Source organism: Eikenella sp. Marseille-P7795 (genome assembly GCF_916618725.1).
Classification (GTDB): domain Bacteria; phylum Pseudomonadota; class Gammaproteobacteria; order Burkholderiales; family Neisseriaceae; genus Eikenella; species Eikenella longinqua.
The window spans coordinates 200,882-214,099 of the sequence record NZ_CAKAJZ010000001.1; the positions used below are offsets into that span (position 1 = coordinate 200,882).

Below are 13,218 nucleotides of genomic sequence, written 5' to 3' on the forward strand. Positions count from 1 at the left end.
TTGGTTCGCTATAAACTATGGGGAAATCATCCCCTCTTTTTTTCAGGTAGCCCCTCATCTGCTTGGGGCTACCTGAAAACATTCATGCCGTCTTACAACCAGCCCAAGGTGTTGGCAAACACCAGCAAAATCGCCACCGGCGCCAAAAAGCGCAGCGCGGTGAGCCACAGCGCAATCACCGCCTGCGGCACGCTGCTGCCCTCGCGCATGTGCTCGAACACATCGCTCTTCTGCCGAATCCAGCCCACGAATATCGCCACCAGCAGCGAGCTGATGGGCATAATCAGCGCAGTAATCATGTAGTCCCACAGGTCAAACAGCGTTTTGCCAAACAGCGTCCAATCCGAGAGCACGCCGAAAGAGAGCGCGGAAGGAATGCCCACGATAAAGATGGCCGTGCCGATGATCCAAGTGGTTTTGCTGCGTTTGCCCTCGTCTTCGCGGATCACGGCCGCAATCACCGTTTCCAGCATGGAGAAAGCCGAAGTGAGCGTGGCAAACACCACCAAAAGCATAAACACCGCAAACAGCAGATTGCCCAGCGGCAGCTTCATAAACACCGCCGGCAGCACCACAAAAATCAGCCCCGGCCCCTGCCCCGGCTCGAAGCCGAAAGCAAACACCGCAGGGAAAATCACCAAGCCCGCCAGCAAAGACACCAGCAGATTCATCCACATAATGCTATTGCCCGAGCGGAACAAATCCTGTTTCTTATCCAAATAAGCGGCATAAGTAATCATGGTAGACACACCCAAGCTGAGCGCGAAAAAGGCCTGCCCCAGCGCCGTGAGCATGGTTTGCGACGTGAAATGCGACCAATCCGGCTTCAGCAGGAAGGAAACGCCCGCCAGCGAGCCCGGCAGCGTGAGCGAGCGCACCGCCAACAGCAGCAGCAGCACAAACAGCGCCGGCATCATATATTTGTTGGCCCGCTCAATGCCCGAAGCAATGCCGCTTTTCACCACCCACACCGTCATCAGCATAAACAAGCCCTGATAGGCAATCGAGCCTGCGGGGCTGGCAATGGTTTGGCCAAACAGCGCCGAGAAATCCGAGCCGGCGTGGATAGTGCCGTCGAAGGCGTGCACCGCATAATTCAACACCCAGCCGCCCACCACGCTGTAAAACGACAGCAAGATAAAGCAGGCAAACACGCCCATGCGCCCAATCCACGGCCACAGGCTGTTGGGCGCCAGCGTTTTAAACGCATCCACCGCATTCTTGCCGCTGCGCCGCCCGATATAAAACTCGGCCAGCTGCACCGGCAGCGCCACCAGCAAGGTAAAAATCAAAAACATCAACACAAACACCGCACCGCCGTTGGTGCCGGCGGTGTAGGGGAATTTCCAAATCGCGCCCAAACCGATGGCGGAGCCCGCCGCAGACAGGATGAAGCCGATTTTAGACGACCAAGAAGCAGGAGTTTTCATAGCGTTTACCGCCAATCAAGCAAATTAAACAAAGGCGCGATTTTAACAAAATTTAGCGCACGGCAAGCCGCCCCGCGCCGCCGGGCCCACGATTACGCAGTTTTCCTGCCCGAAACACCGACGGCTTGGCGCAGCAGACGGCATTTTAGCCTAATATTGGAATTTAATACCTTATATTTTTATAAATAGAAATTTAATTGCATATAAATACCGGATTAACCGCTAATCCAGCGGCTTATTGCCTGCTGCTCCGCCAGAAGGCTACCTGAAAATAATGTCTTGGCGCAGCCAAGGCGGAGCTTCTGCGGAGTTATAGTGGATGAAATTTAAATCAGGACAAGGCGACGAAGCCGCAGACAGTACAGATAGTACGGCAAGGCGAGACAACGTAGTCCTGGTTTTTGTTAATTCACTATAAAAATATTGCCAGCCATCCGATACGGATAAAAGGCTACCTGAAAACCGATTTTCCAGTTTTCAGGTAGCCTTTTGTGCCAACTTGGTTTACTGCGGCGGCAGTTCGCGCAAATCGCGCCAGCCGTCGTTGGTTTTCACCAGCGTGGCCTGTTCCACCCGCTCCAGCGGCAGGCGCTGCCGCCATTCGTCGCGGCCGTGGCGCAGCAGGCGTTTGCCCCAGCCGGACGGCCCCAGCCTGGCCTCATACACCACGCGCGACACGGTGAGCCCGTCGGCGGTGGTGGCCGGCTCGGTGTAGTAGCGCACCTTCTCCACGCGTTCGTGGCCGATACACAAGAGCGGGGCAACCGGGCTCACGCGCACATGCTGCCGCCCTTCGGCGGTGAGCACGAACACCGGCGCGTCGTCGTTTTCCGTGTCCAGCTTGTCATACAGCCCGGCATCGGCCAGCGTGCGCAGCTGCTTGAGTGCCGCCGCATTGGTTTTCTCGCCTGCGGCATCGCGCAGCGGCAGCACAATCCGCTCCGCGCCGAGCCACACGGGCGCGCCGCCGTCGGTGTCCAGCGCCACCGGCAGGCAGATTTCGTGCTGCCCCACATAGCGCTCCACCGCATCCTGAAACGCGCCCTTGCCCGCTTCCTGCCCGCCGCAGCCGGCCAAAAGCCCGATGGCCGCCAAGGCCGTTAGCATCCGTTTATCCATCATTCGCTCCAATCCTTCAGTTTGCCATCATGACAAAAAAATACGCAACCCGTACAATACGGCCGCTTCTCCATATCACGGATTATACACAATGAGCACTACCCTATACGGCATTCCCAACTGCACCACCGTCAAAAAAGCCCGCGCCTGGCTCGACGAGCGGCAAGAGCCCTACACCTTTGCCAACTTCAAAACCGCCGCCCCCGAAGCCGGGCAGCTCGCCCGCTGGCTCGATGCCGTGGGCGAAGACACCCTCATCAACCGCCGCGGCACCACCTGGCGCAAACTCAGCCCCGCCGAGCAAGCCGCCGCCGGCAGCCGCGAAGGCGCCATCGCCCTGATGCAGGCCCAACCCTCCGTGATCAAACGCCCCGTGCTCGAACACCAAGGCCGCATCCACGTTGGCTTTTCCCCCGAACTCTATTCCGAAATCTTCGCCTAAACCATGCCGCACACCATCTTTATCGCCGACCTCCACCTCTCCGAAGAAGCCCCCGCCCTCACCGAGCTCTTCCTGCGCCAGCTGCACCAATGGCAGGGCAGCGCCGACGCGCTCTACATCCTCGGCGACCTCTTCGACGCCTGGATCGGCGACGACGACCGCAACCCCTTCACCGACCGCATCGCCGCCGAGCTACACAGCTTTTCCCAACACACCCCCCTCTACTTCGCCCACGGCAACCGCGACTTCCTGCTCGGCCCAGACTTCGCCCAACGCAGCGGCATGACCCTCCTCCCTGAGCAGCACGCGCTCACCCTCTACGGCCGCCCCTACCTGCTCACCCACGGCGACGAACTCTGCACCGCCGACCTGCCCTATATGCAGTTCCGCGCCCAATCGCGCCATCCCCAATGGCAGGCTGCCGTACTCGCCAAGCCCTTGGCCGAACGCCGAGTGCTCGCCCGGCAAATCCGCCAAATGAGCGAACAAGGCAAAGCCGAAAACGGCAAAAGCGCCGTCTCCGACGTAACCGAAGAAGCCGTGCTCGCCCTCATGGCGCAGCACCCCGGCGCCGACCTCATCCACGGCCACACCCACCGCCCGCCGCCCACCGCCACACCCTGCCCAACGGCCAAAGCTTCACCCGCTTCGTGCTGCAAGACTGGTATGGCAAAGAAGGCGGCTGCCTCGTCGTTTCCCCCGAAGGCGTGAGCACACAGCATTTTGCGCTGGATTAAATTGAGGCTTCCTGAAAACCGAAATTTTCAGGTAGCCTCATGCAGGTATGCCATTCCGCAAACCGCATGCCGAGCCCTAGCAAATTTCAGGTAGCCTCTTTCCCCTCCTAATAAGGCTACCTGAAAAAATCAACGCCGCCCGGCTCTGCGAAAAATCCGCCCGACGGGTTGGAAAAACCCCACAGGGCGTTTACAATGGCGGCCTTTCGTTTCCTTTGTTTCTTTTTGGAGTTTTACCCCATGTTCCACTTCATCATTGCCGACGGCGTGGCCACCCCCGCCGACTTCGTCAAGAACGTTCTGCCGCTGCTCCTGCTGATGGGCATGCTCTACCTCATGATCATCCGCCCCAAGCAGAGAGAAGAAAAACGCCGCCGCCAAATGCTCACCGAACTGAAAAAAGGCGACAAAGTCATGACCAACTCCGGCATGCTCGGCAAAGTATTCAAAATCGGTGAAGACATCATCGGCCTGGAAGTTTCTCCCGACACCGTCATCGAATTCCACCGCGACGCCATCCTCAAAAAGCTGGACGTCTAAACCGAATCCCGCACGGCGCAGCAGCCTTCCGGCCACGCTGCGCATTTTCCGTTTCTGAAAGCCCGTTATGAACCGTTATCCGCTTTGGAAATACCTGCTGGTGGCGCTCACCGTCATCGTATCGGCCGTGTATGCCCTGCCCAACCTCTACGGCGAAACCCCCGCGGTGCAGGTGTCCACTAACCGCCAATCCGTTGCCATCGACCAAACCACCGAGCAGGCCGTGGAACAGGCGCTGAAAGAGGCCGGCATCCCGCACAACGGCATGTTTATCGCCGACGGCAGCCTACGCGTGCGCCTGCCCAACGAAGAAGTGCAGAGCAAAGCCCGCGACGCCATCGAACACAAACTGGGCGACAACTACATCATCGCCCTCAACCTCATCGCCAACACCCCGGATTGGATGACCAAGCTCGGCGCCAATCCGATGTTCCTCGGCCTCGACCTGCGCGGCGGCGTGCATTTCACCATGCGCGTGGACATGCACGCGGCCATCGACAAAACCTTCGACCGCATCGCCGGCGATTTCCGACGCCAGCTGCGTAAAGACAAAATCCGCACCGGCACCATCCGCCGCAACGGCGATACGCTGGTGATCCCCTTCCAAGACGCCGCCAGCCTCCAGGCCGCGCTGCCCAAGCTGAAGGAACTCGCCAACGACGCCGAACTGCGAGCCGATGGCAACAACCTGGTGGTGAGCCTGCCGGAAAGCACGCGGGAGCAAATCCGAGGCGATGCTGTGAAGCAAAACATCACCACCCTGCACAACCGCGTGAATGAATTGGGTGTGGCTGAACCAGTGATCCAAAAAGCTGGTCCTGATCGCATCGCGGTGCAGCTGCCCGGCGTACAGGACACCGCCAAAGCCAAAGACATCATCGGCCGCACCGCCACGCTGGAAGTGCGCATGGTGGCCGACGACCCCGTGCTGGAGCAGCAGGCCGCCGCCGGCAACGTGCCCGCCGGCTATGAAATCCTGCCCACTTCCGATGGCGCGCAGGTGTTGGTGAGCAAGCAGGTGGAATTCACCGGCGATAACATCAACGATGCCCAGCCGGGCTTCACGCAAGACGGCAAGCCTTCGGTAAACCTGAAGCTCGACAGTGCCGGCACCTCCATTTTCGCCGACCTCACCCGCAATAATGTGGGCCGCCGCACCGCCATGATCCTCATCGACCAGGGCAAGGCCGAAGTGGTAACCGCGCCGGTGATCAACGAGCCAATTCCCGGCGGCAACGTGCAGATTTCAGGTAGCATGAGCACCGCCGAAGCCAACGATACCGCGCTGCTGCTGCGCGCCGGTTCGCTGGCCGCGCCGATGGAAATCATCGAAGAGCGCACCATCGGCCCGTCTATGGGTAAGGAAAACATCAGCAAAGGCTTCCATTCCACGCTGTGGGGCTTCCTCGTGGTGGCCGGCTTCATGGTGGTGTACTACCGCCTGTTTGGCATTTTCTCCGTGCTGGCGCTCACCGCCAACCTGCTGTTCCTGATTGCGATTTTATCGCTGCTGCAAGCCACGCTCACCCTGCCCGGCATCGCGGCCATCGCGCTCACGCTCGGCATGGCCATCGACTCCAACGTGCTGATTAACGAGCGTATCCGCGAAGAGCTGCGCGACGGCATGTCGCCGCAGCAGGCCATCAGCGAGGGCTACCACCACGCTTGGGACACCATCGTGGATTCCAACATCACTTCGCTGATTGCCGGCATCGCCCTGCTGATTTTCGGCTCCGGCGCGGTGCGCGGCTTTGCCGTGGTGCACTGCATCGGCATCCTCACTTCCATGTATTCTTCGGTGGTGGTATCCCGTACCTTTGTGAATCTGTGGTATGGCCGCCGCCGCAAGCTGAGCAACCTGTCCATCGGCATCCCCCTGCCGGTCAAGGAGCACTGAGATGGATTTTTTCCACCGTTTGAAACACGACATCCCGTTTATGAGCTACGGCAAAATCACCACCCTGATTTCGCTGCTCACCTTCATCGCCGCCGTGGTTTTCCTGTTTGCCAAAGGGCTGAACTATTCGGTTGAGTTCACCGGCGGCACGATCATTGAAGTGCAATACAGCCAACAAGGCGCCGATCCGAACCAGGTGCGCGACCGCTTAAGCACGCTCAACATGGGCGAGGCTCAAGTGCAGACTCTTGGTACTAACAAACAGATGCTGATCCGCCTGCCTAATAAAGATAACGTTTCTACTGCTGAAGTATCAAATCGTGTAATGAATTTGCTGAAGCAAGATCGTTCAGATGTCACCCTACGAAAAGTAGAATCTATCGGACCTCAAGTTGGGGAGGAGCTGAAACAGCACGGCATATTCGCTTTGCTTATGGTAGTAATCGGCATCATCATCTACCTCTCCATGCGTTTCGAATGGCGCTTTGCCGTATCCGCCATCATCGCCAATATGCACGACGTGGTGGTGATTCTCGGCTGTTTCGCCTTGTTCCAATGGGAGTTTTCGCTCACCGTGCTGGCCGGCATCCTGGCCGTGCTCGGCTATTCGGTGAACGAATCCGTGGTGGTGTTCGACCGCATCCGCGAAAACATCCACAAGCCCGCCATGCGCGGCAAAACCATCCCGCAAGTGATCGACAACGCCATCACCGCCACCATGAGCCGCACCATCATCACCCACGGCTCCACCGAAGCCATGGTGATTTCCATGCTGATTTTTGGTGGCGCCGCACTGCACGGCTTCTCCATCGCGCTCACCATCGGCATCGTATTCGGCATTTATTCTTCCGTGCTGGTGGCCAGCCCCCTGCTGCTGTTCTTCGGCCTCACCCGCGAGAATATCCACAAGCCGCAGAAACAGAAAGAAGAAGCCGTGGTGTAAACCCGGCAGCCATGCAAACAAAACAACACAGAGGTTACCTGAAAACCTCTGTGTTGTTTTTTGCACGGCATCATCCGCCTTCCCCGGCAAAACAAAAGGCTTAACTATGCCCGAAACCATTTTTCAGGTAGCATCCCGCCGCTTGCAAGCCAAGCCATTTTTCGGCAAACCGCAGCAAACCGCACACAGCAGCCATGCCATACCGCACAAAAAGGCTACCTGAAAACTTTAACCCCGCCGCCACTCGTGGAGCTAAAATTTTCAGGTAGCCTTTTACAATCTAATCAGTTTGGCGATGCCATGCCCGGCTTCAATCCTCAAGCGCCGGCTCTAGCGGAACTGAGCAGCATTGGCCACGCTTTTCACGCATTCCGCTTCTGTGCCCAGCCAGCCCGCAGCCAAGCCGCAACCGTTCCGTTCCAGCCAGAAATAACCGCCGCCAGCCGCCAAGGCAATCACCAGCCTGATCAAGCCGTTCTCGCCAAACTTATCCACCAAAAACATCATCAGCACAGCCCAAGCCCACACCAAGCCCCATTGCAAGGCCCACACGGTATCCGGCTCCGGCATCGTCCAATGCATAAAACTGTTGGCAACAATCGCCATGATGGTGAAGAACAGGCCTTCCAGCGCCACGCTCGGCTCGCGCTCGCCCATCCAAATACACCAAAACCCCAAAACAAAGGCCATCAACATAATTTTCCCTTTCCAGCGGTGCTGTTCAAAATCTAAAAATCTGTTTGTTACGAATATCGGTTTCCGGCAAACCGGCCGACTTTTGCGTTAAATTTATCCTATCTATTTTACCCTTTCCTACAATTTATTGACAATTCCTAAATCCGGCCAACGCCCGGTTTGTTTATCCCGCGCATCAAAAACGCCCTGCCCTCTTCTGGTTTCGCCGCCTAAGCGCATCCAATTATTCATTTTTTCACTATAATGCCGCCATCATCCCGCCCCGGCTCCTGGCCATGAGCATCTACGCCCTCAAACCCAAATTCCAAAACCTGCTGCGCCCACTGGTGCGGCGTCTTTACCAAAGAGGCATTACCGCCAATCAGGTAACGCTTTTTGCCTGCGCCATATCCGTCGCGCTCGGGCTGCTGCTGTCCGTGTTTGCACATATCCCGACGCTGTTCTGGCTGCTGCCCGTGTGGCTGTTTGTCCGCATGGCATTGAACGCGGTGGACGGAATGCTGGCGCGCGAGTTCGGCCAGCAGTCGGCACTGGGCGGCTACCTGAACGAAATCACCGACGTCGCCGCCGATGCCGCGCTCTATCTGCCTTTCGCCTTCATCGCCCCGTTTGGCGGCGCACAAATCGCCCTGTTTGTCTGGCTTGCTGCAATGACCGAATTTTGCGGCGCATTGGGGCAGGTACACGGCAACGGCAGGCGTTATGACGGACCCTTCGGCAAAAGCGACCGCGCGTTCTTTATCGGCGCACTGGCGGTTTGGTACGCAGCGGCGGGCAGCTTCCATGCGGTTTTCTACGCCGTCATGTGGCTGGCTTGCGCAGCACTGGCTTACACCTGCTACAAGCGCATCGCCAACGGCTTAAAGGTCGTCTGAAACCCGTTCCCCGTCTTCTCTTCCCTCAATAAAAGAAAACCTTATGCAAAAAAACCTGCACACCATCCCCCTGTTGCTCACCATTTTCATCGCCGCACTCATCGTCTGGTCGGGCATCAACCCGTCCGACCGCGTCGTCTGGTACGCCGAAATCCTCCCCGTTTCCGCCGTATTCATCGCACTGATTGCCACTTACCGCCGCTTCCGTTTCAGCAATCTGGCGTACATATTCATGAGTTTCTGGCTGATTATGCACACCGTCGGCGCACACTACACCTTCGCCGACGCCCCTTCGATTGGGCAAACCGCCTGCTTGCCCCGTTCTTGGGCGAAAACCGCAACCACTTCGACCGCGTCGGACACTACATCATCGGTTTCTACGCCTATCCGATGGCAGAATGGCTGTTGCGCCGCAAACTCTGCCGCCCTACCCTCGCCCTGTTTTTCTCCCTGTTCTTCATCATGAGCGTGGCGGCGGCATACGAAATCATCGAGTGGCAATATGCCGTCATCGACGGCGGCGAAGCAGGCTTGGAAGTGCTCGGCTCGCAAGGCGACATTTGGGACGCGCAAAAAGATATGCTCGCCGACACACTGGGCGCACTGACTTTGCTGTGTATTTTCCTATTCACCCGCCCCGACAAGCGTTTGGGCAGCCAATCTTAACTGTTAAAGGCTACCTGAAAACGCATCAAACCGATTTTCAGGTAGCCTCTTTAAAATGTATTTCACCAAGGAGTACGACCCATGCAGGAAATGCAAAAACACTTCGCCACCCAAGACGGTACCGAACTTTTCTACCGTTACCGACCCGCTGCCGACGGTTCGGCGGATAAAGCCATTATCCTGTTCCATCGCGGACATGAACATTCGGGACGGATGATGTTTGTTGCCGACGAACTCGGTTTCGACGATTTTGCCTATTTCGCATGGGACGCGCGCGGTCATGGACACAGCCCGGGCGAGCGCGGCGACAGCCCCAGTATCAGCATTTCCGTTGCCGACGTGGACGACTTCATCCGCCACATCCAAAGCGAATACGGTATCAAACCTGAAAACATCTGCGTCATCGCGCAAAGCGTCGGCGCGGTATTGGTTTCCGCCTGGCTGCACGACTACGCGCCGAAAATCCGCTGCACCGTATTGGCATCGCCCGCGTTCAAAGTCAAACTCTACGTCCCCTTCGCCCGCACCGGCTTGAAAATCATGCAGAAATGGCGCGGCAATTTCTTTGTCAACAGCTACGTCAAAGCCCATTACCTGACCCACAACAAAGAACGCCAAACCAACTACGACAACGACCCGCTGATCGCCCGCGCCATTTCCGTTCGCATCCTGCTCGGTTTGTACGAAGCCGCCGAACGCGTCGTCGCCGACGCGCAGGCGATTACTACGCCCGTGCAGCTTTTGATTTCCGGCAGCGACTGGGTTGTCCACCACAAACCGCAACACGATTTCTACAACCGCTTGGGCAGCCGCATCAAAGAACGCCATATCCTGCCCGGCTTCTATCACGACACATTGGGCGAGCAAAACCGCGAAATTGCCTTTGTCGAAATGCACCGCTTTATCCGTGAACGTTTCAATCAGCCTTTATATCAAGTCGATTTGACCCAAGCCCACTTACACGGCGAAAGCCGCCGCGAAGCCGACGAACTGGCAACGCCCCTGCCCGTCTGGTCGCCGCGTGGTGCATTCTGGGCAGCTTACCGCGCCTCCCTCGACCTCGGCGCACGCTGGAGTGAAGGCTTGAAAATCGGCAAGGAAACGGGATTCGATTCGGGCAACACGCTGGATTACGTCTATCGCAACCAGCCGCAGGGCAGCAATGCCTTTGGTGTGGCAGTGGACAAACACTATCTCAACGTCATCGGCTGGCGCGGCATCCGCCAACGCAAAATCAATATCGGCAAAGCGATTCAGACGGCATTTGCCAAGCTGCGCGAAGCGGGCAAACCGGTACACGTTCTCGATATTGCCTCGGGGCACGGCCGCTATGTGCTCGACGCGTTGACTGCCGACACGCTGCCCGATTCCGTGCGCCTGCGCGATTACAGCCCGATTAACGTCGAAGCCGGACGCAAGCTGATTGCCGAACGCGGCCTGCAAGACACGGTTACTTTTAACGAAGTTAATGCCTACGACCGCGCTAATTATCAGGATTTGCAGCCCCGCCCCACACTGGGTATCGTTTCCGGCCTGCATGAATTGTTTGCCGACAACGATTTGATTTTGAACTCGCTCTACGGCTTCGGCGATGCGATTGAAACAGGCGGCTACCTGATTTACACCGGACAGCCATGGCATCCGCAGCTCGAAATGATTGCCCGCGCGCTGACCAGCCACAAAGCAGGCAGCCCGAATTGGGTAATGCGCCGCCGCAGCCAGTGGGAAATGGATCAGCTGGTTGAAACAGCCGGTTTTGAAAAAATCCGCCAATGGATAGACGAATACGGTATTTTCACCGTAAGTCTGGCGGTGAAAAAATAAAATAAGAAAAGGCCGCCTGAAAATCAGACGGCCTTTTATTGAAAAATCTTAGTTGCTGGCGTTCACAGGTGAGCAGTTTTTCACCACGAAACGGCCGCCAGGAGCGGTCAAGCCCACCACATCGGAGGTGGTGTGGGTGTTTCTGTCGATGTAGCCGGCAGACAGAGAGTAGCCGCGACGGTTGGTAAAGGTGGTACCAGTGCTGTCGGACTGTCTTCTGTTATAAGCCAGGTTTACCTGCGTACCGGCGGCATTAACCGCAGCGCTTACCGGCTTGCCTTGGCGGTTGAACTCATACAACACGTTCAACTGTTTGCCGTTGTCGCAGGTGTAGGAAACCATGCCGCCGGGCGCAGCCGCAGCACTCAGGGAAACGGCAGCCAGTGCAGCCGCAGTAACAACAGATAATAGTTTCATAATAGTTATGACTCCTAATTGAGCATCAAGAAATTTTTCAGGTAGCCTCAAAGCTGCCTGCGCTGCTTCTAAAGCAAATGAATAATCTGCCCAACAGCGGGCGCTATTGTATTCCTCCGGCAAGAATATGCAACTAACATAACAGTAAAATAATATTATGCTTCCGATATGGAAATTTAACTTACTTTCTGCCACCACATCAGCATGCCTTGTATTAAAAGCAGATTTCATCTGATTTGCACCGAACGTTTACAATCCACTCCATGAAACCCACCCTGAAAACCTCTCTACTCAAGCTTGCCTTGGTCGGCGCACTGTTCTACACCAGCTATGGCCTGTCCAACCGCTACGCGGCATCGCTGGCCTATGTGCCGGAAATCGCTTTTGCGTGGGAGCGCAACATTCCGTTTTGGGCGTGGACGATTGTGCCGTATTGGTCGTTGAATTTGATGTATGCAGCGGCATTTTTCCTTTGCCGAGATGCGGGCGAACAAAACCGCTACGTCGCACGGCTGGTGACGGCGCAAATCGTCGCTACCATTTGCTTCATGCTGTTTCCGCTGCATTTCGGCTGGCCGAAGCCGCCTACCGACGGGTTGTGGGGTTGGCTTTTTGATTCGCTGGCGGCATTCGATTTGCCGTATAACCAGGCTCCGTCGCTGCATATCGCGCTGGCGGTCATTGTCGGTGCGTTTTATTGGACGCGGTTTCCCAAAATCCGCGTGCCGCTTTTACTGTGGCAGAGCCTGATTGCCTTGTCGGTATTGACGACGTACCAACACCATTTTATCGACGTGCCGACCGGCGCGCTGCTGGGTTGGCTGGTGTTGTGGGCAATCCCGCAACACGGCGTATCGCCTTTAGGTTTCAGACGACCTTTTGCAACACAAGGTCGTCTGAAAGCAGGAAATGCAGGTGTTTGCGGGCTTAAAACTCCGAAAACGCGTTCCCACGAACGCAAAACCGCCATGTTGTATCTGGCGGGCGCGATGTTGACGGTCTTGCCCGTCCTGCTTGGCGGCGCGTGGTTGTGGGTTTTGTGGGTCGGCGTTTCGCTGTCGTTGGTGGCGTTTGCCTATTTGACGGGCAACGCGGCGGTGTTCCAAAAACAGGCGGACGGCAGGTTGTCGGCGGCGGCAACGGTTTTGCTGCTGCCTTATCTGGCGGGCGTGCGGCTGAACATGGCTTATTGGCTGCGCGGCAAGGCGAAAACGGCTCGGGTGCGCGATGATGTGGCAATCGGCAGTGTGTTAGGGATTTCAGACGACCTTCCCGCCGTATTGGACGTATGCGCCGAATATCCCCGCCCCCGTTATCGCGGCGCATACCGCGCTTTGCCGCTATTGGACATGGTTGCGCCGTCTGAAAACGATTTGATGAAGGCGGCTTCGTTGCTGGAAACATTGCGCCGGCAACACGGCAAGGTTTTGGTCTGTTGCGCGCTGGGCTACGGACGCAGCGCGGCGGTGATACTCACTTGGCTGCTGGTTTACGGCGGCTGCCGCGATTTGGCGCAGGCGGCGGCGGAACTGAAACAGGTGCGCCCGCAGACGGTGCTGCCCGAAGAAACGGCAAAAGCAGTGGAAAACGCGGCAGGTCGTCTGAAACGGGCTACCTGAAAATTTTGCGGAA

At 57.1% G+C, this 13,218-nt stretch carries 12 protein-coding genes and 1 pseudogene; 9 read left to right on the top strand and 4 right to left on the bottom strand.

Features of this window, described 5'->3' with window-relative positions:
* Positions 1 to 92 precede the first annotated feature (92 nt).
* Together LG371_RS01120 and LG371_RS01125 are read right to left on the bottom strand one after the other, a co-directional pair.
* Positions 93 to 1,430 carry a sodium-dependent transporter gene (locus LG371_RS01120; RefSeq protein WP_067594613.1) on the bottom strand — a complete coding sequence of 446 codons (1,338 nt, stop codon included), beginning with the start codon at positions 1,428 to 1,430 and terminating at the stop codon, positions 93 to 95.
* 504 nt (positions 1,431 to 1,934) lie between these two features.
* A complete protein-coding gene (locus LG371_RS01125) occupies positions 1,935 to 2,552 on the bottom strand; it encodes a hypothetical protein (protein WP_156503579.1) in 618 nt (205 codons plus the stop codon).
* An 88-nt stretch (positions 2,553 to 2,640) separates the two neighbouring features.
* Between LG371_RS01125 and LG371_RS01130 the strand changes: the two genes are divergently transcribed.
* The 5 genes from LG371_RS01130 (at position 2,641) to secF (ending at position 7,108) form a co-directional block, all read left to right on the top strand.
* On the top strand, positions 2,641 to 2,991 hold the full coding sequence (locus tag LG371_RS01130; RefSeq protein ID WP_067594620.1) for an arsenate reductase: 351 nt from the start codon (positions 2,641 to 2,643) through the stop codon (positions 2,989 to 2,991).
* Between the two features lie 3 nt (positions 2,992 to 2,994).
* On the top strand, positions 2,995 to 3,702 hold the full coding sequence (locus tag LG371_RS01135) for a UDP-2,3-diacylglucosamine diphosphatase (RefSeq protein WP_370632591.1): 708 nt from the start codon (positions 2,995 to 2,997) through the stop codon (positions 3,700 to 3,702).
* Positions 3,703 to 3,968: 266 nt separating this feature from the next.
* A complete protein-coding gene (gene yajC / locus LG371_RS01140) occupies positions 3,969 to 4,268 on the top strand; it encodes a preprotein translocase subunit YajC (protein ID WP_067594711.1) in 300 nt (99 codons plus the stop codon).
* A gap of 67 nt (positions 4,269 to 4,335) precedes the next feature.
* Positions 4,336 to 6,165: a protein translocase subunit SecD gene (gene secD / locus LG371_RS01145; protein ID WP_225747511.1), complete on the top strand. Its 1,830-nt coding sequence runs from the start codon at positions 4,336 to 4,338 to the stop codon at positions 6,163 to 6,165.
* Position 6,166: 1 nt separating this feature from the next.
* Complete coding sequence (gene secF, locus LG371_RS01150) at positions 6,167 to 7,108, top strand: protein translocase subunit SecF (RefSeq protein WP_067594629.1); 942 nt, start codon at positions 6,167 to 6,169, stop codon at positions 7,106 to 7,108.
* Between the two features lie 330 nt (positions 7,109 to 7,438).
* Here secF and LG371_RS01155 read toward each other — a convergent pair whose 3' ends face one another.
* Positions 7,439 to 7,798, bottom strand: a complete 360-nt coding sequence (locus LG371_RS01155) for a diacylglyceryl transferase (RefSeq protein ID WP_225747512.1) — start codon at positions 7,796 to 7,798, stop codon at positions 7,439 to 7,441.
* A gap of 281 nt (positions 7,799 to 8,079) precedes the next feature.
* Here LG371_RS01155 and LG371_RS01160 point away from each other — a divergent pair, with 281 nt between their 5' ends.
* From LG371_RS01160 to LG371_RS01170, 3 genes and pseudogenes are all read left to right on the top strand, one after another.
* Positions 8,080 to 8,679, top strand: coding sequence for a CDP-alcohol phosphatidyltransferase family protein (locus LG371_RS01160; RefSeq protein WP_067594635.1), 600 nt, complete (start codon positions 8,080 to 8,082; stop codon positions 8,677 to 8,679).
* A 43-nt stretch (positions 8,680 to 8,722) separates the two neighbouring features.
* Positions 8,723 to 9,345, top strand: a pseudogene (locus LG371_RS01165) (DUF2238 domain-containing protein).
* Between the two features lie 81 nt (positions 9,346 to 9,426).
* Positions 9,427 to 11,169, top strand: coding sequence for a bifunctional alpha/beta hydrolase/class I SAM-dependent methyltransferase (locus LG371_RS01170; protein WP_225747513.1), 1,743 nt, complete (start codon positions 9,427 to 9,429; stop codon positions 11,167 to 11,169).
* A gap of 48 nt (positions 11,170 to 11,217) precedes the next feature.
* On the opposite strand, the gene LG371_RS01175 is transcribed toward LG371_RS01170, so the two are convergent.
* Positions 11,218 to 11,586 carry an adhesin gene (locus LG371_RS01175; protein ID WP_067594641.1) on the bottom strand — a complete coding sequence of 123 codons (369 nt, stop codon included), beginning with the start codon at positions 11,584 to 11,586 and terminating at the stop codon, positions 11,218 to 11,220.
* Positions 11,587 to 11,849: 263 nt separating this feature from the next.
* Between LG371_RS01175 and LG371_RS01180 the strand changes: the two genes are divergently transcribed.
* The gene (locus tag LG371_RS01180; protein ID WP_067594714.1) at positions 11,850 to 13,205 is read left to right on the top strand and encodes a phosphatase PAP2/dual specificity phosphatase family protein; all 1,356 of its coding nucleotides are present in this window, start codon (positions 11,850 to 11,852) and stop codon (positions 13,203 to 13,205) included.
* The last annotated feature ends 13 nt before the right edge of the window (positions 13,206 to 13,218 follow it).